The 26,512-nt window shown below is 43.3% G+C and carries 20 protein-coding genes; 11 read left to right on the top strand and 9 right to left on the bottom strand.

Annotation, left to right across the window (positions count from 1 at the left end):
• Window positions 1-7: 7 nt before the first annotated feature.
• Window positions 8-712 carry an actin-binding WH2 domain-containing protein gene (locus H6G92_RS11085; RefSeq protein WP_190893751.1) on the top strand — a complete coding sequence of 235 codons (705 nt, stop codon included), beginning with the start codon at window positions 8-10 and terminating at the stop codon, window positions 710-712.
• Window positions 713-754: 42 nt separating this feature from the next.
• On the top strand, window positions 755-1,462 hold the full coding sequence (locus H6G92_RS11080; protein WP_190893750.1) for an actin-binding WH2 domain-containing protein: 708 nt from the start codon (window positions 755-757) through the stop codon (window positions 1,460-1,462).
• Window positions 1,463-1,546: 84 nt separating this feature from the next.
• Here H6G92_RS11080 and H6G92_RS11075 read toward each other — a convergent pair whose 3' ends face one another.
• A complete protein-coding gene (locus H6G92_RS11075; protein ID WP_190893749.1) occupies window positions 1,547-1,933 on the bottom strand; it encodes a response regulator in 387 nt (128 codons plus the stop codon).
• Complete coding sequence (locus tag H6G92_RS11070) at window positions 1,905-4,895, bottom strand: response regulator (RefSeq protein WP_190893748.1); 2,991 nt, start codon at window positions 4,893-4,895, stop codon at window positions 1,905-1,907. The genes H6G92_RS11075 and H6G92_RS11070 overlap by 29 nt, the downstream gene beginning before the upstream one ends.
• Window positions 4,896-5,478: 583 nt before the next feature.
• Here H6G92_RS11070 and H6G92_RS11065 point away from each other — a divergent pair.
• Window positions 5,479-5,883 carry an NIL domain-containing protein gene (locus H6G92_RS11065; RefSeq protein ID WP_190893747.1) on the top strand — a complete coding sequence of 135 codons (405 nt, stop codon included), beginning with the start codon at window positions 5,479-5,481 and terminating at the stop codon, window positions 5,881-5,883.
• Window position 5,884: 1 nt separating this feature from the next.
• On the opposite strand, the gene H6G92_RS11060 is transcribed toward H6G92_RS11065, so the two are convergent.
• On the bottom strand, window positions 5,885-6,952 hold the full coding sequence (locus H6G92_RS11060; protein WP_190893746.1) for a DUF3616 domain-containing protein: 1,068 nt from the start codon (window positions 6,950-6,952) through the stop codon (window positions 5,885-5,887).
• Between the two features lie 288 nt (window positions 6,953-7,240).
• Here H6G92_RS11060 and H6G92_RS11055 point away from each other — a divergent pair, with 288 nt between their 5' ends.
• From H6G92_RS11055 to H6G92_RS11025, 7 genes are all read left to right on the top strand, one after another.
• Window positions 7,241-8,224: a CHAD domain-containing protein gene (locus H6G92_RS11055; protein WP_190893745.1), complete on the top strand. Its 984-nt coding sequence runs from the start codon at window positions 7,241-7,243 to the stop codon at window positions 8,222-8,224.
• 724 nt (window positions 8,225-8,948) lie between these two features.
• The gene (locus tag H6G92_RS11050) at window positions 8,949-10,535 is read left to right on the top strand and encodes a B12-binding domain-containing radical SAM protein (protein WP_190893744.1); all 1,587 of its coding nucleotides are present in this window, start codon (window positions 8,949-8,951) and stop codon (window positions 10,533-10,535) included.
• Window positions 10,536-10,561: 26 nt separating this feature from the next.
• The gene (locus tag H6G92_RS11045) at window positions 10,562-10,849 is read left to right on the top strand and encodes a hypothetical protein (RefSeq protein ID WP_190893743.1); all 288 of its coding nucleotides are present in this window, start codon (window positions 10,562-10,564) and stop codon (window positions 10,847-10,849) included.
• A gap of 27 nt (window positions 10,850-10,876) precedes the next feature.
• Window positions 10,877-11,920 carry a DUF2891 domain-containing protein gene (locus H6G92_RS11040; RefSeq protein ID WP_190893741.1) on the top strand — a complete coding sequence of 348 codons (1,044 nt, stop codon included), beginning with the start codon at window positions 10,877-10,879 and terminating at the stop codon, window positions 11,918-11,920.
• Between the two features lie 156 nt (window positions 11,921-12,076).
• Window positions 12,077-13,120 (top strand): type I glyceraldehyde-3-phosphate dehydrogenase, encoded by a 1,044-nt coding sequence (gene gap, locus H6G92_RS11035; RefSeq protein ID WP_190893739.1) that lies wholly within the window; start codon window positions 12,077-12,079, stop codon window positions 13,118-13,120.
• Between the two features lie 242 nt (window positions 13,121-13,362).
• Window positions 13,363-14,793, top strand: coding sequence for a pyruvate kinase (gene pyk, locus H6G92_RS11030; protein ID WP_190893737.1), 1,431 nt, complete (start codon window positions 13,363-13,365; stop codon window positions 14,791-14,793).
• A 148-nt stretch (window positions 14,794-14,941) separates the two neighbouring features.
• A complete protein-coding gene (locus tag H6G92_RS11025) occupies window positions 14,942-15,946 on the top strand; it encodes a transaldolase (RefSeq protein WP_190893735.1) in 1,005 nt (334 codons plus the stop codon).
• A 72-nt stretch (window positions 15,947-16,018) separates the two neighbouring features.
• Here H6G92_RS11025 and H6G92_RS11020 read toward each other — a convergent pair whose 3' ends face one another.
• From H6G92_RS11020 to gyrA, 3 genes are all read right to left on the bottom strand, one after another.
• Window positions 16,019-16,432, bottom strand: coding sequence for a hypothetical protein (locus H6G92_RS11020; protein ID WP_190893732.1), 414 nt, complete (start codon window positions 16,430-16,432; stop codon window positions 16,019-16,021).
• 193 nt (window positions 16,433-16,625) lie between these two features.
• On the bottom strand, window positions 16,626-18,248 hold the full coding sequence (gene lnt, locus H6G92_RS11015) for an apolipoprotein N-acyltransferase (protein ID WP_190893730.1): 1,623 nt from the start codon (window positions 18,246-18,248) through the stop codon (window positions 16,626-16,628).
• Window positions 18,229-20,850 carry a DNA topoisomerase (ATP-hydrolyzing) subunit A gene (gene gyrA / locus H6G92_RS11010; RefSeq protein ID WP_190893728.1) on the bottom strand — a complete coding sequence of 874 codons (2,622 nt, stop codon included), beginning with the start codon at window positions 20,848-20,850 and terminating at the stop codon, window positions 18,229-18,231. The genes lnt and gyrA overlap by 20 nt, the downstream gene beginning before the upstream one ends.
• A gap of 488 nt (window positions 20,851-21,338) precedes the next feature.
• On the opposite strand from gyrA, the gene trmB reads away from it, so the two are divergent.
• The gene (trmB, locus tag H6G92_RS11005) at window positions 21,339-21,986 is read left to right on the top strand and encodes a tRNA (guanosine(46)-N7)-methyltransferase TrmB (protein ID WP_190893818.1); all 648 of its coding nucleotides are present in this window, start codon (window positions 21,339-21,341) and stop codon (window positions 21,984-21,986) included.
• A 153-nt stretch (window positions 21,987-22,139) separates the two neighbouring features.
• On the opposite strand, the gene H6G92_RS11000 is transcribed toward trmB, so the two are convergent.
• From H6G92_RS11000 to H6G92_RS10990, 3 genes are all read right to left on the bottom strand, one after another.
• A complete protein-coding gene (locus H6G92_RS11000) occupies window positions 22,140-23,153 on the bottom strand; it encodes an alpha/beta hydrolase (RefSeq protein ID WP_190893726.1) in 1,014 nt (337 codons plus the stop codon).
• Window positions 23,154-23,294: 141 nt separating this feature from the next.
• Window positions 23,295-25,016, bottom strand: a complete 1,722-nt coding sequence (locus H6G92_RS10995) for a cation:proton antiporter (protein WP_190893724.1) — start codon at window positions 25,014-25,016, stop codon at window positions 23,295-23,297.
• A 196-nt stretch (window positions 25,017-25,212) separates the two neighbouring features.
• Entirely contained in the window at window positions 25,213-26,244 is a 1,032-nt protein-coding gene (locus tag H6G92_RS10990) for a dihydroorotate dehydrogenase-like protein (RefSeq protein ID WP_190893817.1), read from the bottom strand.
• Between the last annotated feature and the right edge of the window lie 268 nt (window positions 26,245-26,512).

Genomic DNA, 26,512 nt, shown 5'->3' with positions numbered 1-26,512 from the left:
GGATAACATGATTGAACGGAAATCATTAGGAATCAAATACTTTGCAGTGCTGATTGGATTCCTGCGCGATCGCCAAGGATTTCTAGAGGAAATTCGCCAAGGTACAAGATTACCAAATAAAATCATTTCGCTGCTGGTTTGCAGTTCCTTATTTATCGCTGCTTATGGCGGAATCATTGGTGCATACCATAGCTGGATGCAAGCTTTATCTTCTGCCATAAAACTCCCAGCCCTTTATTTAATTACACTTTTGATTTGTATCCCGACGTTATTCTTTGCGAATATTATTTTTGGTTCCAAACGGACTTTTGCACAGCATTTAGCATTAGTCTTAACTGCGGTTTCAGTTACCAGCGTACTTTTATTTAGCTTTGCTCCAATCACACTGTTTTTCTTAATTACCACCAACAATTACCAATTTTTAATTCTGTTAAATGTCTTTATCTTTGCCATAACTGGATTTATTGGGGTTTCGTCTTTATATCAAGCCACGAGTTTAGTTTTAGAACAAGATGATGAAGGTAGCAAGACACGCCAGAAAATTTTACAATTTTGGCTATTTCTTTACGCATTCGTAGGCAGTCAGTTAGGATGGACTCTCAGACCGTTTTTCGGCACACCTGGTTCTGTCTTTGAACTATTCCGCGAAAGAGAAGGTAATTTCTATTTAAGCGTCATTAAATCTCTTAGCTATCTCTTTGGATTCCGTTAATTAGTCATTAGTAATTCCCCAAAATATACAACCTATAAAATTATGCTGAAAAAGCAAAATCGCGGAATTCAACAATTTAATGTTTTAGTTAATTTACTGCGCGATCGCCAATCATTCTTAGAAGAGATTCGTCTGGGAATAAGATTACAAAATAAAATCAGTTCTCTGTTCGTAACTAGTTCGATTTTCTTTGCCATCTATGGCGCAATTATCGGTGCCTCTAACAGTTGGGCACAGGCTTTATCTGGTGCTATTAAACTTCCAGCATTTTATTTATTAACACTGATTATTTGTTTTCCCACTTTGTTCTTTTTTAATGTTTTGTTTGGTTCTCGAAGCAGTATTCAACAGCATTTCGTTGTGTTGCTCACATCTGTATCGGTGATTAGTGTGCTTCTATTTAGCTTGGCACCAGTGACGTTATTTTTTCTAATCACTACACCCGATTCTTATCAATTTTTTAAACTGTTAAATGTATTAATTTTTGGCATTACAGGCATCTTTGGCGTTAAATTCCTGTATGAAGGGATGCAATTGCTTTCTCAACAAGATGAAGTTGGCAAAAAAACCCGCACGACTATTTTAAGATCCTGGTTATTGCTTTATGCCTTTGTTGGGATGCAGTTAGGATGGTTTCTCAGACCCTTTTTTGGTGCCCCTGACTCTAAATTTGAATTATTTCGGGCGGTAAAAGGCAACTTCTATTTGGATATTGTAGCGGCGATTTCCGAAATTTTAGGTTTGCGTTAATTACTCTCGTTGAGCAGCATTTCCAGCCTCTGGCTGGAAACGAGGTTTGAAAACCATAGAGTAGGGGCGCACAGATGCGAACCTCTACTTTTCTAGACTCCAGCCCAACGCTACGGCTACTTCATTAGCTAATTCTAGAGGATTGAATGGTTTAGCGATCGCACTGATCATTCCCATCTGGGTATAGCGATGGCGATCGGAAGCCTGAATTTTGGCAGTTAACAAAATTACTGGTATTGCTTTAGTTAACGGATTGGCTTGTAACTTTTCAAAGGTAGCGATACCATCCATCTCTGGCATCATCACATCTAGTAAAATCGCATCAGGTTGGTAAGTCTCGGCTTTTATTATGCCCTCCTTACCAGAACTCGCTGTCTCAACTTTCCAGCCTGCAACTGTTTCCAAGCAAATCTTGGCAACTTCTTGAATATACTGCTCGTTATCAACCACTAGAATTTGCTTTGTTGTCATCACTGCTATCCTTTTGTTGGTTCAGGGTAATTCGCTGAAGTAACTCCATCACGCGTTGTTCAAATTCTTCGTTAGTCACACGCCCTTTGGTCAAAAATTCTGGTTCTGGACTTAGTTGCCTATTTGTGCTTTGCTCGTAACGACTATAAATTACAGGAACATTGGAAGAGTCTTCTAAATCAGGATTTTGGACAGTCCCAAACAACGGCAGAGTAACGTAAAAAGTACTACCTTCACCCAATACACTTTCGGCCCAAATGCGCCCGCCGTGCTGTTGCATAATGCTCTTACAAATTGCTAAACCCAAACCAGTACCATCATGGTTGCGTGAATCTGAGGAGTCAACTTGTTGAAAGCGCTCAAAGATACTCTCAAGTTTGTCAGTTGGGATACCGCGTCCAGTATCTTTGACTGTCAACACAACTTCATCACCTTGTTGTTGCGCCCCCAACCAAACCGTAGAACCAGCAGACGAAAATTTAATGGCGTTACTCAGTAGATTGGTCAAGGTTTGGACAATGCGATCGCAATCTGCCAATACTTGACCGGATAGGGCAGAAATGGATAGCGTCACTCCGGCTTTGTCGGCCAGAGGCTGCATGACATTTACTGCTTGAGTGATCAGATCAACCATATCGCAGATTTCTGGTTCCATCTTCGCTTTACCCGACTCGATCCGCTCAATGTCTAGAATGTCGTTGATTAAGCGTACTAGGCGTTCGGTGCTATCAGTAGCAATTTGCAGCAGGCGTTTTCCCTGGTCTGAGTCTGTCGGTAGTAAACCACTGGCTAGCATTCCTAGAGACCCGTAAATCGAAGTTAAAGGTGTGCGGAGTTCATGACTAACAACAGAGACAAATTCATCTTTCATGCGTTCGATTTGCTTGCGCTCTGTGACATCTCGCAAGATAACTGTATAAAATATTTCCTTACCCATATCAATTTTAGAGATGGAAGCCTCCGCTGGAAATTCAGTCCCATCCTTGCGGCGACCATAGATTTCCCGTCGTTCTCCCATCCGGCGGGCAATATTGGGAGATTGGCCAAAGTCAACCACATGTTGACGATGCGCTTGGAAAAAGCGCTGCGGTAAGAGTAAATCAAGACCTTGGCCAATCACTTCCTGGGCAGAGTAGCCAAAAATCTTCTCTGCTCCTTGATTAAACAAGGTGATGCGTTGGAACCCGTTGATGGAAATAATTGCATCATCAGCAATATCTAAAATTCGGGCAAATCGGGCTTGAGAGAAGCGTAATTCTTCCTGTGTTCGCTGACGTTCATCAAGTTGTGACTGCAACTGTTGATTCACGGTAATTAACTCGGCGGTGCGCTCTGCTACTCTCAATTCCAGTTCGTTGATGGCTTGGTCATTAAGGGATGAGGGAGAAGTTTCTCTCTTTGTTCTTCTGCCCCCCTGCGCCACGCGTTGCCGCAATTTTAACCGTTCTAAGCGATTGACAATCCGGGTTACTAGTTCTGGCCCCACAATTGGCTTGCTTACAAAGTCATCAGCACCAATGCTAAACACCTGATTTACCATCTCGGCATCGCTATGCACAGTGAGGAATAAGATGGGTAACTCACTCCAGTGCGGATCGTTGCGTACCAATCGGCAAAGTTCTATACCATTTGTATGGGGTAATTCCACATCCAGAATCAGCATATCTGGCGCAACTGCTTCTAAAGTTCCCCAGAACTGAAGTGGATCTTCAAGAGCGATCGCTTTAAGTCCCCAAGGACTAAGTAAGGTTTGCAACAATGCCTGAATTTGCGGATCATCATCCACAACCAATATTTTACTTTCTGCATGGGGGTGATTTTGCAGCGGTTGCGTCACTGTTTTTAATACCTGTGGGGTTGGTGATGCAGATATTGCCGCTACGTCGTTTCCGTGAATTTCCCGACGCAATAACTTTACCCAACTTTCCAGGTTGCTGATGTCAGATTTACTCAAGCTTTGATCAAAACTCAGTAGCAGTTCAATATTGCGTGCCAATTTTGAGCCAAGAGGCAAGCCAAAAGTACCTAAAGATCCTGCCAAGGTATGCGCCTCTTTGGCTGCAAGCGATCGCAATTCGGGATTTAAACTATTTTGAATTAAAGCTGCGATCGCTTGCTCTAGCACTCTCACCTGCTCGTCTACTCGCCCTTGAAATCGTTGCCAAATTTCCGCAACTGCCATTAATGCTTGCTGCTGTGATTTGAGATTTGGGACTGGGGACTTTGCATGAGCTAATTTCCCTCTGCTCTCCTGCCCCTTTGTTCCCCTGCCACTCGGCTCCCCTTCTTCAAGCGTTTTCAGACGATAGCCGATACCATAAACTGTTTCAACCAAATCACTGGGCGCTCCTACAGCTTTGAGTTTGTGTCGTAACCCTTTAATATGAGTACGAACAGCTTCTTCTTGTGGAGTATCTTCATAAGACCAAAGATGTTCTAAAATCATGTCGCAGCTAAACACGCGGCGACTATTTCGCAAGAATAGTTCTAACAGAGCAAACTCTTTTGGGGTAAGTGGCAACAGATTGCCAGCATATTTAACTTCACAGCTACTAGGGTCTAGCCGCAACTTACCATACTCCAGCACAGGTTGGGAGGTTACGCCTTTGCGACGCAACAGCGCTCTAATCCGAGCAATTAACTCCTCTTGGTCAAAGGGTTTAACTACATAGTCATCTGCGCCTGCATCTAATCCGATCGCTTTCTCATGACTACTATTGCGCCCTGTCAATAACAATATTGGCATTTGCAGACCACTAGACCGGATTTTACGACAAAGACTAATGCCGTCCAGCTTGGGTAATACTACATCTAAGAGGATTAAATCATAATCGTAAGTGTGAATAAAATCCCAAGCCGCCTCACCATCAGTGGCAATTTCAACCGCATAGTTTTGGTTATTCAAAACGGCGGTGAGTGCATAGGCATTTAACTCGTCATCTTCTACAACTAAAATTTTCATGTTAAAAGCTTTCCGAATATGGATGCAACAGATAACAAGCAATAAGCTGAAATTGCAAAATAAATTAATATTAATGCTAAGTTTGAAAGCATCTTCTAAAAGGTTTATATTTTGGGTTTATACTCATTATTGATAAATTTTTGATTAGATTTTTATAGCTGCCTGCTTAGAAGTACACCCATAGGCGCACGGCAGTGCCTTGCCCCTACACCTGGCGATATAATGTTGTACCGCATCTGAGTGGGAACCGCTATACCTTACTTCCAGGTTCTCTTAGTACAGCACGACGTTAATCTACCTACCATCTCAATTAACCAGACAAGGTGCTTAAGCAACTGGTTAAAGGTAAGCAAACTTTCGCCATAGTTTACTAGTGTAATACTATTTTACGTTCACGAAATATCTTCTCTAGTAAGAACGTACAGATGATTTATTTGTTACAAAGATGGTAATGGTATAAGCTATGTATCTTGAGGTAAAGGGCAGGGAGAGAACACTCCATTGCATCCTTTACCTGAGTAATTATCTTTAGAGTTATAAAACTCTCAATACGCTACAACATAAAAAACTCTCTGCTAAACCTGTGAAAAAACGAGTAACGCTTACCTTTCCGAGACGCGCCGTACAAATGCCAGTCACTTATGTACTGGCTAAAGAGTTCAACGTCGCCGCCAATATTATTCGCGCCCAAGTTGCCCCAAATCAAATTGGCAAACTAGTAGTGGAACTATCGGGAGATATCGATCAATTAGATGCGGCGATCGAGTGGATGCGATCGCGTCATGTTAACGTTTCTTATACTTTAGGCGAAATTGCGATCGATGAGGATGTGTGTGTCCACTGTGGCTTGTGTACTGGGGTTTGTCCTACCGAAGCCCTCACCCTCCACCCAGAGACGTACAAGTTGATGTTCACGCGATCGCGTTGTATCGTTTGCGAACAGTGTATCCCCACCTGTCCAGTACAAGCAATCTCCACTAACCTTTAAATTATCCCAGTTGAAACACATCTGCTATTACACCAGCATCACCCACCAACCTAGTTTTTGCTGGAGAATCATAAACTACTAATAGCGAAGGTATGCCATTTACATCCTGAAACAGTGTCATTCCTTCAGCGTGGTCTTCCCGGTTTCCATAGGGAATATCTTGCACAAAATCTGGATTGCTGAAGACATTTTCTCGCAAGTTAACGCCATTTATCCAGCGATAAACTTGCACGGGCCCATCTAAATCCATCGTTGGCCCAGCTAAAATCAACAAATCTTGTCCATCTACATACAAATCCCGAATTCCCAAACCATTCAACCAGATAAAATGCTTTTTATATAACTCCTTTGGTTCTCCAATTTGCCGTAGTTTCAGAATTCCAGGGCTAGAATCTTCTAACTCAATTTCCAGCACTACAGCCCAGCCCCGCAATACAGGGCCACGCAACCCCAAAAAAATCCGGTTTTGATAAATGCCTATTCCTTCAATATCAAAGCCGTTATCTTTCCCCGCAATTGCTGCCTTAAGGAACAAGCCTAAATGGGGGTCATCTGCTAAAGCTGTCATCAGTAAATTACCCTCATTTGTCACCTCTAGTTTAGCGGCATTCAACTGCACATCTGGATTTTGGGGATGTGGGCAAGATGAGAATAGCTTACCGTCTATCAAAGGAATTCGTCCTAAGAGGTAACGGTTGGGTTCTGATTCAATTTTTGCCAGTCTTTTAAAGTTTTGTGCATCAGTTTTATCAGGTTTAGCTTTTTTGCGTTTGTAACTATGAGAACCAACAAACCATAAGTAATTATCTGTATAAGCAAGCCCTTCTATATCAATTTCTTGGTCTTCTGGTGCAGGTAAATTGATAAATTCTGCTACCCGAAATTGTTGATGATCTGTAAATTTATCAGTATCAACCAAAGAAAGACGTTCAATAGTTGAGGTTTCATCTGAACCCAACCATAAATACTTCTGGTGTGTTAGCAGCACAGCCGATAAGTCTTCTCTATGTTCTTTAAAATTATCTACAAAAGTCAAAATAACTTGATTGAGCAAATTTAAGTTTGGCATTCTAAATCATCTTAATAGTTATAAAAATGTTAATTATGCTATTATAATGTAAACTACAATCTGTAACAAAAATATTTAAAATCTGCAAATCATATCAAATATCAAGGGAGAATCTGTTCCTATCCTTTTGATAGATATTATATGTTGCTAAAAGAGGATGCAAGTCTTAAAGAGCATAAGCATACTTTATAATTCTCATTGAATAAAAAATATCAAAAGCAGATGCAAATTTTTAACTAATGTTATTATGCAATAACCTCATGAGGTAATCGTCATTTAAGATCAATTATGAAATTAGCCACACAACCCACAGTAAAAACTCTAGGGGACTACGCCTACCAAGCGATTGAGAAACACTTTAAGAAAACCTTGAAGTGGGAAAAATCAGTGAAGAAAGATGAAGACCCAGAAGCGCTACACCAAATGCGAGTGGGAATGCGTCGCTTACGCACAGCGGTAACTCGGTTTGGGGTAGCGGTGGATGTGCCGAAACCAATTAGCGATAAAAATATTGGTAAAATAGCCCGTCGTCTTGGTAGTCTCCGAGATTTAGACGTACTCAAAGAAAGTTTGGAAAACAATTACAAACCAAACTTACCCCGCAAAGAACAAGAATCTTTACAAACAGCTTTCAAAGCTTTAGCTAAACAACGCGAAGATGTACTATCGAGTGTGCAGAAAACGTTAAAAGATGAGTCTTATAAGTCTTTAAAAGATGCATTAGACAAGTGGTTAGAAAAACCTAATTATCAACCTTTGGCATCTTTTACTATTCAGCAGGTGCTACCAGATTTACTTTTACCAGAAGTGAGTAACTTTTTACTGCATCCGGGTTGGCTAGTTGGCACTCAATTTGTGGAATCAGAAGTGAAAATCCATAAAAATTGGGAACCAGAAAAGATAGAAAAACAATTAACAACAGAAGGTGAAATTCTTCACAGTTTGCGGAAAGAAGCTAAACGTATACGCTACCAGATGGAGTTATTTACTGAGTTATATGGCGAGTCTTATGCAGCTTATCTTACAGAAGTAAAAAGTATCCAAGAAATTTTGGGTACGATGCAAGATAGTGCGGTCTTAACTGATTGGCTTACAGATGTCTTCAAGTCAGAAATTCAGACTGAACTGCCTACCCTTGCTACTTTGTTAACTGAAAATCGTTACCAGTCGTGGCAGGAGTGGCAACCCTTGCAAGAACGCTATCTGAAAGCTGAAACTAAGCATAGCTTTCATTTAACAATACTGCACCCCCTTTCAGGAGTAATAGGTTAAAAGGATCTAGGGATAAATAAAGACGGGTTGCAGCCCGTCTAAATAGCTTGAAAGTGCAAATACACCTTGTATAGTGTTGAACATAACACAATTAATTTTCTCAGAGTTGCCAATTTGCCAAGCCAGAAAAAGAGCAGATATTGAACTCCTACTTTTATATCCGTCCCAATACGGTTCGGTTAACATGTTTGTCTCTCAAATATCCCCCCAACCCCCCGATAAATTGGGGTTTTTTCTCCTCTTTACCCCCCTGGCTGTCTGCAAAGTCGATTTTGTAAAGAATTTTTAAGAAATTAATATCCTTCAGAAAAAGAAAGACGTAATGCTGAAGTAATCTTCAAAAGTTCAGAATCATAGATTTTGTAGTTTACAGACACGCCCTAGTGTTAAGAGGAAATTATGGCGTTAGAAATGTCGATGCTTCACTTCAGGGTTTTCACCAACCGCTACCATATCTAGAAACTATCAACCAATAGGTTGAACATTCTTTCGTCCCACATTCCTTGTCCATGTAATCATGGGCGATCGCACTTCTCGCACTCTTGAGCAATTTTGAGTCCTCTCTAATCTAAAAGCAGTATTAAAAAATATTGCTTTGTCTAAATCAGTCATAGTAGAGTTTACAGCTACTACATACAAAGGCTTCTCTAAGTGTGTTATCAGAGTGGCTAAGTTGTATGTGAACTCAACCAGCAGCTAAAATCAAGGTTTATAAGCATCAAATATGAATGTTTTACTTCTATACCCCCGTTTTCCAAAAAGTTTTTGGTCTTTTGAAAAAACACTGGCTTTATTAGACCGGAAAGCAATGCTACCGCCTTTAGGCTTGGTAACTGTAGCCGCGATATTACCTCAGGAATGGGAGTATAAGCTAGTAGATCGAAATGTTCGCGTCTGTACGGAAGCAGAATGGGCTTGGGCAGATTTGGTTATTATGTCGGCGATGATTGTGCAAAAAGAGGATTTGCTCTCTCAGATATTAGAAGCAAAACAAAGAGGTAAACGGGTAGCTGTGGGTGGCCCTTTCCCGACAGCGTTACCAGATGAAATGACATCCGCCGGAGCAGATTACTTGATATTGGACGAAGGGGAAATTACCCTACCCTTATTTGTAGAAGCGATCGCACGGGGCGATCGCACAGGTATTTTTCGCTCTGGCGGTGAAAAACCAGATGTGACTAATACTCCAACTCCTCGCTTTGACTTGCTAGAATTTGAAGCCTACGCCGAGATGTCCGTGCAATTTTCGCGTGGATGTCCCTTCCAGTGTGAATTCTGCGACATTATTGTGCTATATGGTCGCAAACCCCGCACCAAAAACCCAGAGCAACTCTTAGCAGAACTTGATTATCTCTACAAACTGGGTTGGCGACGCAGTATTTTTATGGTCGATGACAACTTCATCGGTAATAAGCGGAATGTCAAATTATTTCTGAAGTCTCTTCTACCCTGGATGGTAGAACATAACTATCCCTTTTCCTTTGCCACAGAAGCCTCAGTTGATTTAGCCCAAGATCAAGAACTGATGGACTTGATGGTAGCGTGTAATTTTGGAGCCGTTTTTCTGGGAATTGAAACCCCCGATGAAGAAAGTCTCACTTTCACTCAGAAATACCAGAATACCAGAGACTCACTCAGTGAGGCGGTAAATAGAATTACCCGCTCAGGGTTGCGAGTCATGGCAGGCTTTATCATTGGGTTTGATGGCGAAAAGGCGGGAGCCGGCGCACGAATTGTCAAGTTTGTGGAGCAAACAGCAATTCCCACGGCCTTATTTAGTATGCTGCAAGCGCTTCCAGATACAGCCCTCTGGCATAGATTAGAAAAAGAAGGACGACTCCGCAATAAATCTGCGAATATCAACCAAACCACGTTGATGAATTTTGTCCCAACTCGACCTTTAGAAGACATCGCTCGTGAATATGTGCAGGCGTTCTGTGATTTGTATGAGCCAGAGCGGTTTTTGGAGCGTACATATAAACATTTCCGGCTTTTGGGCGAAGCAACCTACCCGAAAAAAGGCAAAGCTGCCAAGAAACCATTGAACTGGAAAGTACTCCGAGCGTTTCTAATCATTTGCTGGCGGCAAGGTGTACGTCGTCAAACACGCTGGCAATTCTGGCGCAACTTGTGGAGTATGTATCAGCATAATCCGGGTGGGGTGAGTAGCTACTTAGCTGTTTGTGCCCAAATTGAGCATTTCTTGGAGTATCGCCAGATTGTTCGGGATGAAATTGAGGCTCAAGTGGCTGAATTTCTGGAAGCAGAAGCTAGGGTAAAACCGGAAGCACAAGTGATGGTTAATTCGTAGCGAATTAAATTTGGCAATGCCTTGCAATGCCAATGCATCCCGATGCAATGTTAATGCGTTCGCCTGCAATGCCAATGCATCCCAATGCAATGTTAATGCGTTCGCCTGCAATGCCAATGCATCCCGATGCAATCTTAATGCGTCGCTCCGCAATGCCAATGCATCCCAATGCAATCTTAATGCGTCGCCCTGCAATGGCAATGCATCCCGATGCAATCTTAATGCGTTCGTCTGCATTAAAAACGCTACGCTTTTACCAAGCTATCCGCGCCGAGAAAGCCCCTAAATTTATTTATGGGGTTAAAAATTATTGACTTTTGACTTCCCCAAAGGGGCTGACCATGCCACTCGATAAATTGGAGATAAATGAAACGATCGCGGCACAATTTGCTCAATTGGTGCTGGATTGTATCGGGCGGGAATATCCCCATAGTGGTCTGTATTGGGCTGATAGCGACGAGGATATAAAACCACCGCGTGAATTGACTCCTGCTTTTTATGGTTGCTTAGATTGGCATTCAGCCGTACATGGTCACTGGTTGCTGGTACGTCTGATGCGTCATTTTCCTGAAGCCTCCTTCAATGCAGCGTCAAAGCAAGCACTTGAGCAAAGCCTGACACCTGAGAAGATTCAAGGAGAAATTGCCCATTTTCAACGGCTACCGTTTTTTGAATTTCCTTATGGTGTGGCATGGCTTTTACAACTGGCTGCGGAACTTCACGAGTGGAATCATCCTCAAGCGAAAGAATGGCGGCTGATATTGGAACCGCTAGAAAAGTTGATTGCTAGTAACTTACACCGTTGGATTGATGGACTGAAACTCCCAAATCGCACAGGGATGCATAGCCAAACAGCTTTTGCACTTGGTTTGATGCTAGATTGGGCACGGATTACCGAAAATGCCGACTTCATTCAGTTAATAGAGAACAAGGCACGGCAATTTTATCTTAGCGATCGCAACTACTCCTTACAATTCGAGCCGCTAGGCTACGATTTTCTCTCTCCTGGTCTTGCTGAAGCAGACCTGATGCGGCGAGTTCTCTCAACAACAGCTTTCGCTGAGTGGCTCACCGATTTTCTTCCACAAATACCCATTGATAATTCAGCAAATTGGTTAGAACCTGCCGGAGTAGATAATCCTCAAGATTATATGCAAGCCCACTTCTACGGTCTTAATCTCAGTCGTGCTTGGATGCTTGAGGGGATCATTTCTGGATTGGCAAATAGCGATCGCCGCATAGAAACACTTTGCTCTGCTGCCCTTCACCATCGTCAGCATGGACTAACAAATGTTGTAATTGAACATTATGCAGCTAGTCACTGGCTAGGAACTTTCGCTGTTTACCTCCTAACCAATCGTGGGTTGCAAAAGAAAATTATTTAATCCCCAATCCCCAATCCCCCAATCCTTAAAAGATGCCAAGTAAATATGCCTTAACCGACTGAAACTGTCACGATCATAAAGTAAAGAGTAAAAGGCAATCTATTTTGACTTTTAACTTTCTCCTTTTGTTCAACTTCCACAACGGGAGGTTTAATCTTGACTAAATTGAAAGTTGGTATCAATGGCTTCGGCCGAATCGGGCGACTCGTGCTTCGTGCTGGCATCGATAACCCCAACATCGAGTTTGTGGGAATTAACGACCTAGTACCACCAGATAACCTCGCTTACCTATTAAAGTACGACTCAACCCACGGGAAATTAAAGCAAAAGGTTGAAGCCAGGGAAGACGGCATTCTCATTGACGGACATTTCATTCCTTGTGTGTCGGTGAGAAATCCAGCAGAGTTACCTTGGGGAAAATTAGGTGCAGATTATGTCGTAGAAGCCACCGGACTCTTCACTGACTACGAAGGAGCGGCCAACCACCTGAAAGCAGGTGCAAAGCGAGTGGTAATTTCCGCTCCCACCAAAGATCCAGATAAAGTTCCTACCCTACTAATGGGTGTAAATCATCACCTATTTGACTCCAGCAAGGATATCATTGTATCCAATGCTAGCTGCACTACAAACTGTCTAGCTCCCATAGCTAAGGTCATCAATGACAACTTTGGGTTGACCGAAGGGTTAATGACCACAATCCATGCCATGACTGCCACTCAGCCAACTGTAGACGGCCCTAGCAAGAAAGACTGGCGAGGTGGTCGAGGTGCAAGCCAGAATATTATTCCCTCCTCCACAGGCGCAGCTAAAGCCGTAGCACTGGTTTTACCAGAATTGAAGGGTAGGCTGACTGGTATGGCATTACGAGTTCCGACTCCCGATGTCTCTGTAGTTGATTTAACTTTCAAAACTGCCAAAGCCACCAGTTATAAGGAAATCTGTGCTGCCATGAAGGAAGCTGCCGCAGGTTCGCTAGCGGGTATCCTGGGTTACACAGATGAAGAAGTAGTTTCCACAGATTTTCAAGGCGATACCCATTCTAGTATCTTCGACGCAGGTGCTGGGATTGAGTTGAATTCCAACTTTTTCAAGGTAATTGCCTGGTATGACAACGAGTGGGGCTACTCGAATCGCGTGATTGATCTGATGTTGTCTATGTCACAAAAGGAAAAACTCGCACCGACAGCTGCTGTGGTTTGATTGGTCATTAGTCATTAGTCATTGGTCATTGGTCATTAACTTTTGACTTTTGACCCTTGACTTTTGGGATTTGGGTCAAATGGTAAATACCGCGAAAACAAAACGCCATTTAGTATCTTTATTTACAAAACCAGTGATATAAAGCACATGTTAATTTGTATGGCTTGTGCGATGTCTACGACAGGCTACGCCTACGCTTACACCATCCAAATTTGCAGGTTACTCCTCAACCCCTAATCCCTATGCGTCGAACCAAAATCATTTGTACTGTTGGGCCGGCTACATCTGCACCCGAAAAGCTGCAAGCTTTAGTAGAAGCTGGGATGAATGTGGCTCGGCTGAATTTTTCCCACGGAGCCTATGAATTTCACGCCCAAACGGCTCAGTATCTCAGGCAAATTAGTACTGAGCAGCAAAAGCCGATCGCAATTATGCAAGACCTGTGTGGCCCCAAGATTCGTTTGGGAACCTTACCACCGGAAGGGTTAAATCTGGAAGCTGGTAGTGAAGTCACCTTTGTTTTGCAAGAAAAGGGTGAGAGTATTGACGAACTCCCCCTACCATTGCCGACTTTATTCGCAATGGTGCGACCAGGCGAACCGATTTTGATTAATGATGGTCGCGTCAAGTTGATTGTTACCGATCGCGATGCCGATCGCATTCGGGCCCAAGTAAAAATTGGCGGGCTAATTTCTACGCACAAAGGAGTAAATCTGCCACAAACTCCTTTACCTGTTAGTTCGATCACCGAAAAAGACTTGCTGGATCTGCGCTTTGGGATTCAGTTAGGTGTAGACTGGGTAGCGGTGTCCTTCGTGCGATCACCACAAGACTTAGAACCCGCCAAGCGCATGATTGAAGCTGCTGGCGCTTCCATCCGCTTAATTGCCAAAATCGAAAGAGCAGAAGCAGTAGAGAATTTTGACTCCATTCTAAATGTTGCCGACGCGATTATGATTGCCCGTGGCGATTTAGGGGTAGAAGTACCAATTCACGAAGTCCCCCTAATTCAAAAAGATATTATTCGCCGTTGCAATCGTGCTGGCAAACCGGTGATTACAGCCACCCAAATGCTAGAGTCGATGATTAGCGCTCCTGACCCCACCCGCGCCGAAGCAACCGATGTTGCCAACTCCATCTTGGATGGTACGGATGCGGTAATGCTTTCTGGTGAAACAGCTGTCGGACAATATCCCATCGCCGCCGTCCAGATGATGCACAACATCGCCGTGCGGACAGAACAAGCTTTAGATGAGGGTAGCAGACATGCCTGGTGTCATGAAGCAGGCAGTCTCAGCGTTACCGAATCTGTGGCAGAATCCGTGTGTCGCATCGCTTATGAAACAGGCTCACGGGCAATTCTCTGTAACACTTCATCAGGAAGTACGGCGAGAATGGTGTCTAAATATCGGCCTACTTCTCCGATTATTGCCCTCACCTCTGACATCACTGCTTATCGCCAACTAGCCCTTTCTTGGGGTGTAGAAGCTTTGCTGATCCCACCAGTTCATAATGCCGAAGAGATGTTTACCAATGTAGTGAACACAGTTGTAGTGATGGGCCTAGCGAATAAGGGCGATAAAGTAGTGATTACCTCTGGTGTTCCAATTGGTAAATCGGGCACAACTAGTTTAATCAAAGTGCATTCCATTGGACAGCCAATTTCGGCATAAGGCACTTAGAATAGGGCTGTGGCTCAAGATAGTAAGCAAAATTGGGCAATGATTAAGAAAAATTGCCAGAATCAGAATTGAAGGAAGAGTAAAGAGTGTAAAGAACTGGGGAATAAGTAAATCCTAAACAAACATCACGGAGTATTTTATGTCTAAGAATTTACTGGAACAATTGCGAGAAGTGACTGTTGTAGTCGCCGATACAGGGGATATCCAGGCAATTGAAAAATTTAAACCCCAAGATGCCACCACCAATCCTTCTCTGATTACTGCTGCGGCGCAAATGCCAGAATATCAGGGAATTGTCGATCAAACTTTACTTGAGGCGAAGAAAGATGCTGGAGCCGGAGCCACCCAAGCACAGATAGTTTCTTTAGCTTTTGACCGTTTGGCAGTTGCCTTTGGATTAAAGATTTTACAAATCATTCCCGGTCGCGTGTCTACGGAAGTGGATGCTCGCTTGTCTTACGATACCGAAGCTACCCTGACTAAAGCACGGGATTTAATTGCCCAGTATAAAGCTGCTGGAATTGGCCGCGATCGCGTTTTAATTAAAATTGCCACCACCTGGGAAGGCATTCGCGCTGCGGAAATTCTCGAAAAAGAAGGTATTCACTGTAACCTTACCTTGTTGTTTGGTCTTCACCAAGCGATCGCTTGTGCAGAAGCTGGCGTTACCCTAATTTCTCCTTTCGTCGGTCGGATTCTCGACTGGTACAAAAAAGATACCGGACGCGATAGCTATCCAGCAGCCGAAGATCCGGGAGTTTTGTCTGTCACCAAAATCTACAACTACTACAAGAAATTTGGCTATAAAACTGAAGTTATGGGAGCTAGCTTCCGTAATCTTGGTGAAATTACTGAACTTGCAGGTAGTGATTTACTGACTATTTCACCGTCACTTTTGGCTGAATTGCAGTCAACTGTTGCAGAACTGCCACGTAAACTTGACCCCGCCAAGGCAGCAAGTTTGTCAATCGAAAAGATATCCATTGACAAAGCTAGCTATGACAAAATGCACGCTGCTGACCGCATGGCAACCGACAAACTAGACGAGGGCATCAAAGGTTTCACTAAGGCATTAGAAGACCTTGAAAAACTTTTGGCAGACCGACTGGTTCGCCTTGAAGGAGAGGTAGTAGCAAGTCATTAGAAGATAACAATAGTTAGTGGTTAGTGGTTGGTGATTCAACCACTAACCATTAGTTAGTTGCATCAGCTATCATCAATACCGTCGTCGGATAATCTGGTATCTTCCGTAAGGCTGCCGTCGTTGGATATTTTGGTATCTTCCAAAAGAGCGCCGTCGTTGGATATTTTGGTATCTTCCAAAAGAGCGCCGTCGTTGGATATTTTGGTATCTTCCAAAAGGCTGCCTTCGTCGGATCATTTGGTATCTTCCAAAAGGCTGGCGGCGTCGGATAATCTGCCGTCGTCGAATAATTTGGTATCGTCCTCGCCGCCGTTGAGCAATTAAAAGCTCTCCGGTTTTATCTCCAACTAGGTTGGCATCTGGCGCAGCACTCTGTTCATTGCGAGCATTAGTTAAAGAAATATCCTTGGCTTCAGCTAATGAGGGAGGATACACAAAGGCACATAGCAATAGTGCTATTGAGGATAACTTCCTAAAACCTTTCATGTTTTTGCTTCCACTAGACTTTTGATAATAACTTTATTAAAACACCTGAAAGTCAGCAAATTATCGCTTATACACTTCTTTCAAACTTAAATTGGGGTGAAATATTGTATTAAAATTACAGCCTTGTGGATAATTGCAAATTAGCTCAAACTGTGCATTTCAAGAGTTAGTTTCTAGCAAAATATAATTATTTTCAATTAATCACCTTTTGCACAAACCATCCTAAGACACTTAATCCCAGCAACAAAGGTGTTAACCAATCACTCCAACGCACATATAAAGTTTGTGTCTGTCGCCGATAAATTGTTTCAGCATGAGTTTCGTAAGTATTATATCTAGATATCCACAAAGTTTTACCGTGAGGATCTACAAAGGCTGAATATCCTGTATTCGTTGCCCGTGCTGACCATCTATCAGTTTCAATTGCCCGCATGATATCCTGTGCATGGTGCTGAAATGGCATGGATGCACTGTAATGGGCATCGTTAGAAGAACTGAGGATAAATTGCCCACCCATAGCAGCTTGACGGCGAAATTGTTCAGGAAAAGCAGATTCATAACATATACTAGCGATCGCCCGACCAAATGGAGTGTCAAATATCTGATTTGCTGAACCAGGAACTTGGTGTGCCTCCAAAGGCGACAAGCGTTGAACTAGTCCGCCTAAAATTTCTTCAAAGGGAATATATTCTCCCAGAGGTACTAGTTTGGACTTATCGTAGCGGCTGACAATTTCACCCTTACTATTGAAAGTAAATAAGCTAATTGTATAACTGTCTCCCCGTTCGCCAAAAGCCCCAATCCAAGCAACTACGCCTTTTTTCTTCACTGCTGAGACTAAAGCAGTTTGCATCAAGTTGCGCTGGAAAATAGGTAAAGCTCCTTCTGGGGTGAGGACTGCATCTACACCTTGATCTGCTAAAGTCAGATATCCATTGGTATAGTTTTCTTGAGCGCGACGAAACCCTTCGGAACTTCGGAGAAGTCGGTTCGGGATATTACCCTGAACAATCCCTACTTTCAAGGCTGCTTCTGGTACTTGGGTGATGGGACGGCTGTATAAGATAAAACCGATGAGGTGTAAGGTAATTAATAATCCTGTAGCGATAACTAAGTATTTATTAATGAACCGCAGAGGCGCAGAGAAGCCAGTGCGCCCTTGCGGTTCCCCGACTTCTAGCAACTGGCGCGACACAGAGGAAATCTTGGTGTCTCGGCGGTTTATATATGCTTCAGCAATTAAACCATTCACAGCAACTATTGCTGCTGTCACAGTATTAGGCCCAGAGAGTTGACCCAAATGTACAATTACGAGATTGTGCGGACTTTGCGTGTAAGCAAGAGAACTCCACCACAGGGGGCCGGCACTCCACAGACTCTCTAAGCCGCACCAGACGGCTGTACCAATCAGTACACGTAGCCAAGGTTTTTGTCCGGCTATGCGAACCATCACAGCCGCCCAAATAGCAACGAATACACCTCCCAAGAGGCTGATAAATCCCCAACAAAAAAGAGTGATTGCCAAACTTGGCAACCAAGGAACGCCCAACCATGTCATCGGATGAATTCCGGTAATCCAAGATAGGGCGACACCGTGATAACCAATACCCCAGAGGAAAGCCGGGGGGGATTGGTTTTTGCCTTTAGTTAAAGTAACAACTAGCACCCATAAGGGGACTAGGGCAATCCAAGCCAAGAACCATGCACCTACTGGGGCTACGGTTAGCCCCATTAAAATGCCGCTAGCTAAGGCAGTTAAATAAGGGAGTAAGGCGGTTAACCTCTCTCCCTGCTTTTTATTCTGCTTCTTCTGCATCGACAGCATCAGGTGGAACTATTGCAACTCCGGTAATAGCGTCATCTTCGTCTAAACGCTGCACTCTGACTCCAGTTGCCGATCGCGATTGGATAGAAATAGCATTTACCGCTTGACGGATGATAATACCGCGATTTGTCACCATCATGATTTCATCATCATCATTGTTGACAATGCGTAGGGTTGCCAACTTGTCTTTGTTTTTGCGGTTTTTGAACTTGGTTGCCATTAAACCCTGACCAGCACGGTTTTGCAGGCGGAACTGGGCAACGGGTACGCGCTTACCATATCCTCCCATTGTAATTACCAACACCCAAGGGCCAACTACGCCACTGCTAGGCACTTCTACGGACTCTTCATTAATTTCGGTAATTTCGATATCTTCTGTTTCGATTGTTTCGGTTGTTTCGACTGCTTCGATATCTTCAATTTCGGCTTCTGTAACATCCAAAGTTTCAAGAATTGCTGCGGGGAGAATATCCATACCCACCAGTTCATCTTTATTTTTGAGTTTCATGGCTTTCACGCCACGAGTCGCTCTACTTAAAGGACGCAGTTGTTCGTGGTTGCAACGGAAGTTAATCGCCATTCCGTTACGAGAACCAATGATTACACTGTCCTCGACTCTGGCGCGTCGCACCCAGCGCAGTTGGTCGCCTTCTTCTAAGGAAATGGCAATCAAACCATTGGCGCGAATGTGACTAAAGGCTGCCAATTCGGTTTTCTTGATATTGCCGCCCTTAGTGAGCATGACCAGATATTCTTCGTTGCTAAACTCGTCAACGGGTACAATCGAGGTAATTTTTTCCTCTTTGGGAATGGGTAGCATCTGGACAATAGGTGTCCCGCGACTAGTACGCGAACTTGCTGGAATTTGATACGCTCTCAGGCAATAAACAACACCACGCTCACTAAAGAATAAAATACTGTCGTGATCGCAGCAAGTCAAAAAATGCTCAATGGTATCATCATCTTTTACCTTAGCTGCGGCTTTACCTCTGGTAGCACGGCTTTGTGCTTCAAAGGTATTAACTGGCATCCGTTTGATGTAGCCTTGTTCTGTAACTAGAATTATCGCTTTTTCATTGGCAATTAAGTCGCGATCGTCTAATTCTCCTTCCCCTGGTAAAATCACCGTGCGGCGGGGTGTGGCGAAGCTAGTTTTCAGTTGCCCGACTTCGGTTTCAATGATTTCTAGCACTCTCTCCCGGCGTGCCAAGATATCTTGCAAGTCGGTAATTTTCGCTTGTAATTCCTCGTGTTCCAAACGAATTTTGTCTGCTTCTAAGGCAGTCAACCGTCGTAATTGCATCTGCAAAATTGCATCTGCTTGCACTTCCGAAAGTCCGTAAGTTGTGATCAACTCGCCTTTGGCTGTGGGCGCATCGGGAGCATGGCGAATCAAGACAATAATCGGATCTAACTGGGACAAGGCAATCAATAACCCTTGCAGAAGATGATCACGTTCTTCGGCTTTCCGCAGTTCGTAACGGGTGCGTCTGGCAATGGATTCGATGCGGAAATCTAAGAAGACGCTTAAGAACTGTTTGAGGGTGAGTACCTGGGGTTCGCTATTCACCAACGCCAGCATATTCGCCCCAAAGTTGGCTTGCAGTGGCGTTTGTTTGTAAAGGTTGTTCAGTACAACGCGGGGATAAGCATCACGCTTGAGTTCGATAACAACTCGCATCCCGTCGCGATCGCTTTCATCCCGGATATCTGCGATGCCCTCTAGCCGCTTTTCGTTCACCATTTCGGCGATTTTTTCAATCAGCGCCGCTTTATTGGTTTGATAGGGCAATTCGGTAATGATAATTGCTTCTCTATCCGGCCGTCCCCGTTGTTCAACGGTTTCAATGTTAGCGACACCACGCATGGTGATGGAACCACGCCCGGTGGTGTAAGCTTCTCGAATGGCAGATGTGCCTAAAATTTGCGCCCCAGTCGGAAAGTCTGGGCCGTGGACATACTGCATTAATTCGAGATCGGTGATTTCTGGATTGTGGATTACAGCCACCAAAGCATCAATTAATTCGCCCAAATTGTGCGGCGGAATGTTGGTTGCCATGCCCACGGCAATCCCAGAGGAACCGTTGAGCAATAATTGAGGAATCCGTGCCGGTAAGACTGTGGGTTCTTGCTGGGAACCGTCGAAGTTATCTGCGAAATCTACGGTTTCATACTCGATGTCATGCAGTAGCCCAGCGCTAGTTAAAGCTTGTAAGCGGCATTCTGTGTACCGCATTGCGGCTGGCGGATCGTTGTCTACCGAACCGAAGTTACCATGTCCGTTTACTAGGGGCGATCGCATGGAAAAATCCTGCGCCATCCGCACCAAGGCATCATATACTGCCGTGTCGCCGTGGGGGTGATATTTACCCAACACTTCCCCCACCACACGGGCGCATTTCTTAAACGGGCGATCGTGGAGCAGACCTAGCTCGTGCATTGCGTAAAGAATGCGACGATGCACAGGTTTTAGACCATCCCTGGCATCTGGCAACGCCCGACCCACTATCACGCTCATGGCGTATTCCAGATAAGACTGCGACATTTCGGTTCGCAAGTCTATCGGGATAATCCTCTCCTGTGAGGTTGTCATAACCTAAAAATCTCCAAAAATCGTAGATTTTAGCTTTTTTACTCAACAAAGCGCAAAATTATTCTAAATTGCTCTTGAATAATTGCCATAATTTGATACAATTCTAGCATGTATTGCCTTTTTCTGACTCGAAGGCTAACCAAAATATCTAGTTAAAAAAGAGTATAATAATTTACAGTTTATAAGCTCTAGCTAATTAACAAGAGCAATGAACGAAAAGGTTGCTTGGTGTAAAATTGCCTAAATTGAAATATTACGCGGTAAATTTAAGACAACAATCTAAATTGGCTTTATAAGCTCTTACTTTTATAACCGTTATTTACTCGACTTGTCACTAAATAAGGTCTGAAAAATGAAACAATAGTTTATCATTTCTACTGAGACAAACAGCAGAAATGGATAAAGCTTTCCAAGATGTAATTAAACGAACATTCACAGAAATTGGTATCAGAATAAACAAAATATTTTCACGTAAAGGAGATCAAATTTTGGCAGCAGTCCGAGTTCGCCAGCATGTTAATCCACTGGGTAAAAAGTATCAAACACCAGCAAGTCCCCAAGACTTGGAAAAAATTTATGCAAAGCCAAATCAACCACTACATTTAGATATTGGCTGCGCTAAAGGACTATTTTTGGTAAATATGGCCCAAATAGAACCCAACTGGAATTTTCTTGGCTTGGAAATTCGGGAAGCGCTGGTGGTGGAGGCGAATAAATTACGTTCTGAGTTGGCTTTAACAAACCTGCACTACTTATTTTGCAATGTGAATAACTCACTGCGATCGCTGTTATTTTCCCTCCCTTCAGGAAGTTTACAACGCGTTACAATTCAATTCCCCGATCCTTGGTTTAAAACCCGCCATGCTAAACGCCGTGTAGTGCAACCAGAACTAGTGGCAGAATTAGCCAATTATCTTGCGGTTGGAGGAGTTGTCTTTCTGCAATCAGATATGGAATTTGTTGCAGTGGAAATGCGCGATCGCTTTGCAGCTCACCCAGCTTATCAGAAAGTGGGTACAGAAGAATGGTTGGCTGAAAACCCGCTACCAGTCCCTACAGAACGGGAAATAGGTACGCAAAAAAAGGGTCAACCTGTTTATCGGGCTTTGTTTGAAAGGGTGAAAAGTACTGATTAGAGATAGTAAGCTGATGCGCGTCTAAAGGTACAACATTATATCGCCAGGTGTAGGGGCACGGCACTGCCGTGCCCCTATGAGTGTACTGTTAACTGTTGACTGTTGACGGTTAACAGTCATCAGTCATCAGTCATTAGGTAAATGTACAAATTATTATGAATCTGGATTGATACATTTAAGATGCTCACAGCCAAAACCTTGAGTCATCATTGCAGATAGTTGTTGAGAAACTTGTCCATCAAAGTTGAATTCTCGCATGATTTGGTCATACATTTGCCCTTGCGCTATCCGCTTTGCCATTTGCTGAAACTCGACCCAACTCAAATCACTCTCAACAAATGCTTTAGCAAGGGTAATTACCAGTTCTTCATAATCATTGTCTTCCAGTTTCGTCATCATCCGATGTTCAATGTGAAGCGAATCATCGAAACAGTAATACCAGGATTTCGGTTGCTGCTTAAGTACTCTTCGGAAAAAATCCTGCTGTTTGGAGCGACTAACAGCCTGATCTCCTTCACTACACACCATTAACATAGGGGCAGAAACAGAGCCTTGAGCCTTTTCTAAAATCTGATCTCCCAATTCAAGAAATATCCTTAATGCCTTGAGATAAAAACCTTTATAACCAAAATTGCCTGATGCATCTTTGTTGAACCATTCAAAGTAAATTGGCAAAATTTTGATCAGCTGATCGAATAGTGAATAGCGGCTACCCAAATAAGGGGTGAACAATAAGGTGCGGTCAATCTGCTGGGGATGCTTTAAAGCTAACCAAGCAGCTAAAGTTCCACCTGTAGATAATCCACCAATTACAACTTGTTGACCTATCGTTTTGGCAATCTGCAACCATTTGATGACAAATTCCTGATATATCTGAATATCTGTTGGGAGTGGTGGAGGATTTTGACGGCTCCAGTTACCTGAGCGTCCATGACCGGGTTGTAAAGGAATCAAAACGTTGTATCCTGCTTTAAAAAAAGCTTTGCCGATTGGCTCAAACTGGTAAGGCCCTGCCGTGAAACCATGCAAGAATAGGCAAACTTTTGATGTGGAATTAGGATGAATAAAGAATTTTGAACGACAGGCTTCGTTTTTTAGCCCAAGTGCCGACTCTGATTGATGAACTTGCTCAAGGATCTGTGCTGTCTTGCGAATGGCAACTTCCATTTTATTACTTATCGTACTTCTGCATATATCTGTTATTTTCTTCACTCAGTAAGCCAGCCGAATCTAGCAAATGGTATATTGTTGATTTTGCCGATCGCAGATGAATGGCAAGTTCGGCTGGTCAAGCATTAGAAACTATATTCATCTCCCTGGTCTGATACTACGATATCTGTCGGTGCGAATATCAGTAATTACCCGATCAATCTGGCTTTTTGCTGCCCCTAAAGTGGCTAGGAGATGTGCGCCTAATTCTAGGGCGGCTTCAAATTCTGGTTGGACGACTTCCTTGGCTCCCATTTGCGTGAGTAGGTCAATTTCATTATCGTGGTGCGATCGCGCAATTACATCTAATTTAGGAGCGATCGCTAATGCGCGTTTTAGAAGTAATCGCGAACTGGCAGGATCAGGTAAGGCAATTGCTAGGGCTTTGGCAGTTTCTAAATGAGTTTTCTCTAACACTAATTCGGAATCAGCATCACCAAAAATGTAGGGGATACGCTGCATTCTCAATCTTTGAATAGCGGCTTCACTATTTTCAATGACTAAGACTACATATCCCTGATTGAGCAAAATATTCACAATCACTTGCCCGACTCTTCCGTAACCTGCAACCACAACATGACCACTAATAGTTTCTGGAATTGAGAAGATGTTGGGTTCTGTAAATTGTCGCAGTGATTTAGCAAAAAACGGTAGCTGGGTGAGATATTCTACCAACTGCGGCGCAATATTGAGCGATATGGGAGTCAAAACTAGTGTAATTGCTGTTGTCTCTAATAGTATAAAATAAGTTCTTTCGGGAATAAGTTGGAGTTGTAAACCTGCTAAAGCTAAGACAAAAGAAAACTCTCCAATCTGATTAATCCCCAGACTGGTAAGGATGGTAGTCTTGAGTGAATAGCCAAATTTAAAAATGATTGGCATCACAACAATTGCTTTACCCAACATAACTAGAGTTACCAGTCCCAAAACTAGCCCCAAATTTTGGATGAGTGCGACTGGATCGATCAACATTCCAATGGAAGCAAAGAATAGACAAGCAAAGGTATCTCTTAAAGGTAAAACTTTGGCGAGGGCATGATCTGCATGTTCAATCTCCGAAACCATTAACCCGGCAATAAATGCACCCATCTCGATTGACAGACCCAGTTTAGCTGTCACCAAAGCCACACCCAAACACAGAGCAATTACGGTCAGAACGAATAACTCTGTGCTTTCCGTAGCTGCCACGTTACTAATTAACTTCGGCACTATCCAACGACCAAAGGCGATCGCTAATGCTAAAAATAGCAAAACTTTCAGCAAAGCCATACCTATCGCCCAAGCAAGTCTTTCTGGTTGGTTGAGGACAGGTAAAAATGCTAACATCAATCCCAACGCTAAATCCTGAGCAATTAAAATTGCCAGCATGACTTGACCGTGAACTGTATTCGTTTCACCTCGTTCTGTCAAAGTTTTCAATACTACTGCTGTGGAGGACAGGGATAGAACCACCCCTAAAAAAATGCCTTGTGTAAAGTTCTCAACCCAACCCAACGCAATTGTTAAAAATGCCACCAAAGCCGTAGTTAGCCCAATTTGCAACAAACTACCCTTTATTGCAATATCCTTGACCCGCTTCAACTCTGCTAAAGAAAATTCCACACCCAGGGCAAATAACAAAAAAGCTACACCAATTGATGCTAAAGATTGAATCCGTGGAACATCACTTAACAGCTTGAAGCCATAAGGGCCTAGAGCCAATCCAGCCACTAAATAACCCAGCAAAACAGGTTGCCGCAGTCGGTTAGCTAGATATCCTCCTAATGCTGAAGCACCTAGAACAGTTGTGAAGTCCAGAATAAAGCCATGCTCTGCTGTCATATTTTTTTTGCTAATCAATTAGTCAGCGCAGGTGTAACTGTCAGATAGCTTCTGCGACTGCGATCGCCACCGTCAGATCATCACCGAGGCGGCGGGAACCCCACTTGCTTTTTGGGTTGTCCGGGATAGCCGCCCCGCCGCCGTTAACGGTTAACCATTAACCGTTAACCGTCATCAGTCTTTCGTGTTATCCCTTTTAACCAAAATAATATGATGTATCATGAGTGGCTGCCCATTCAGGTTTATAGGTAGCAAGCGATCGCATATACTGAGCACGTTCAAAAGCACTGGGATTTGGGCAATACTTTTGGCTCATACTCCCCTGCATTTGCTGTACTGATTCGTATTCGTATTTTTCCATCCATTCGCGTATTTCCTGCTCAACGACTCGAATGTGGCTGATACCATGTTGTAACAGTACTGAGCAAAGCATCGTAATCTTGGCACCAGCCATGAGCATTTTTAACGCATCATTTCCTCTGTGGATACCACTGGTTGCAGCTAAATCAGCATGAATGCGTCCATAGAGAATTGCAATCCATCGCAGAGGTAATCGCATCGACTGCGGTGTGCTTAACAGCACATTAGGCTCAACCTCCAGAAGGTTGAGGTTAATATCTGGTTGATAAAAGCGGTTAAATAGTACTAAAGCATCAGCCCCCACCTCATCCAAACGTTTTGCCATATTTGCTGTATTTGTGAAGTACGGGCTGAGTTTGACTGCTACGGGGATAGTTACTACTACTTTGACTGCACGAAGAATATTAATATAGGTCTGTTCAATTTCATTACTTGTTAGTTCCATATCGGTAGGAACGTAGTAAATATTCAATTCCAGTGCGTTTGCTCCTGCTTGCTGAATTTGTTTGGCATAGTTTGTCCATCCACCAACGGATGATCCATTGAGGCTGGCAATAATCGGAATGCTCACCTTTTCCTTAGCTTTATGGATATGCTCTAAATAAGTTTCTGGCCCCACCCGAAAGCTGGTTGAATTAGGGAAGTAAGTTAAGGCTTCAGGAAAACTTTCAGTACCTTGGGTAAGGTGATGATGGAGTTCATAATATTCTAGGCGCAACTGTTCCTCAAACAGCGAATGCATGACTATCGCTGCTGCACCCGCGTCTTCCATCTGCCGAATGTTGTCAATGTCCTCAGATAGAGGTGATGCAGAGGGAACAAGAGGCGATCGCAATTTCATCCCCATATAAGTTGTAGTCAAATCCATCATCTTTACTCCTATTTTCAATGTTATGTAGAAACTTGTTTTCTTCTGTACAAAATCTTTAGTTGCTAAAATATTTGGGTGAGATATATCTGGAAATACTCTATTTATCTTTCCTTTACGTCCTCGAACTCCTTCTATTACCAGACGCTGCGCGTTGTTTGTTAAAATATTCTATTTAAGCCGTGAAGATAAATTTAAAAATAATCTCAGAGGATATTTTAAAAGTGGTTGGCTGTAATTTTAGGCATTTGTTTATTCCCCCTAACCC

The organism is Nostoc foliaceum FACHB-393 (genome assembly GCF_014698505.1).
GTDB lineage: Bacteria > Cyanobacteriota > Cyanobacteriia > Cyanobacteriales > Nostocaceae > Nostoc > Nostoc foliaceum_A.
This window is presented reverse-complemented; position numbering and strand designations above follow the sequence as displayed.

What these genes read in the sequence shown, in the direction of transcription:
- H6G92_RS11020 (WP_190893732.1), bottom strand. Translation starts at nt 16,432, where the DNA reads ATGAAAGGTTTTAGGAAGTTATCCTCAATAGCACTATTGCTATGTGCC.
- lnt (WP_190893730.1), bottom strand. Translation starts at nt 18,248, where the DNA reads ATGCAGAAGAAGCAGAATAAAAAGCAGGGAGAGAGGTTAACCGCCTTA.
- H6G92_RS11050 (WP_190893744.1), top strand. Translation starts at nt 8,949, where the DNA reads ATGAATGTTTTACTTCTATACCCCCGTTTTCCAAAAAGTTTTTGGTCT.
- H6G92_RS11025 (WP_190893735.1), top strand. Translation starts at nt 14,942, where the DNA reads ATGTCTAAGAATTTACTGGAACAATTGCGAGAAGTGACTGTTGTAGTC.
- gyrA (WP_190893728.1), bottom strand. Translation starts at nt 20,850, where the DNA reads ATGACAACCTCACAGGAGAGGATTATCCCGATAGACTTGCGAACCGAA.
- H6G92_RS11070 (WP_190893748.1), bottom strand. Translation starts at nt 4,895, where the DNA reads ATGAAAATTTTAGTTGTAGAAGATGACGAGTTAAATGCCTATGCACTC.
- H6G92_RS11055 (WP_190893745.1), top strand. Translation starts at nt 7,241, where the DNA reads ATGAAATTAGCCACACAACCCACAGTAAAAACTCTAGGGGACTACGCC.
- H6G92_RS11080 (WP_190893750.1), top strand. Translation starts at nt 755, where the DNA reads ATGCTGAAAAAGCAAAATCGCGGAATTCAACAATTTAATGTTTTAGTT.
- H6G92_RS11075 (WP_190893749.1), bottom strand. Translation starts at nt 1,933, where the DNA reads ATGACAACAAAGCAAATTCTAGTGGTTGATAACGAGCAGTATATTCAA.
- H6G92_RS11000 (WP_190893726.1), bottom strand. Translation starts at nt 23,153, where the DNA reads ATGGAAGTTGCCATTCGCAAGACAGCACAGATCCTTGAGCAAGTTCAT.
- H6G92_RS11085 (WP_190893751.1), top strand. Translation starts at nt 8, where the DNA reads ATGATTGAACGGAAATCATTAGGAATCAAATACTTTGCAGTGCTGATT.
- H6G92_RS11045 (WP_190893743.1), top strand. Translation starts at nt 10,562, where the DNA reads ATGCCAATGCATCCCGATGCAATGTTAATGCGTTCGCCTGCAATGCCA.
- H6G92_RS11060 (WP_190893746.1), bottom strand. Translation starts at nt 6,952, where the DNA reads ATGCCAAACTTAAATTTGCTCAATCAAGTTATTTTGACTTTTGTAGAT.
- H6G92_RS10995 (WP_190893724.1), bottom strand. Translation starts at nt 25,016, where the DNA reads ATGACAGCAGAGCATGGCTTTATTCTGGACTTCACAACTGTTCTAGGT.
- H6G92_RS10990 (WP_190893817.1), bottom strand. Translation starts at nt 26,244, where the DNA reads ATGGATTTGACTACAACTTATATGGGGATGAAATTGCGATCGCCTCTT.
- H6G92_RS11040 (WP_190893741.1), top strand. Translation starts at nt 10,877, where the DNA reads ATGCCACTCGATAAATTGGAGATAAATGAAACGATCGCGGCACAATTT.
- pyk (WP_190893737.1), top strand. Translation starts at nt 13,363, where the DNA reads ATGCGTCGAACCAAAATCATTTGTACTGTTGGGCCGGCTACATCTGCA.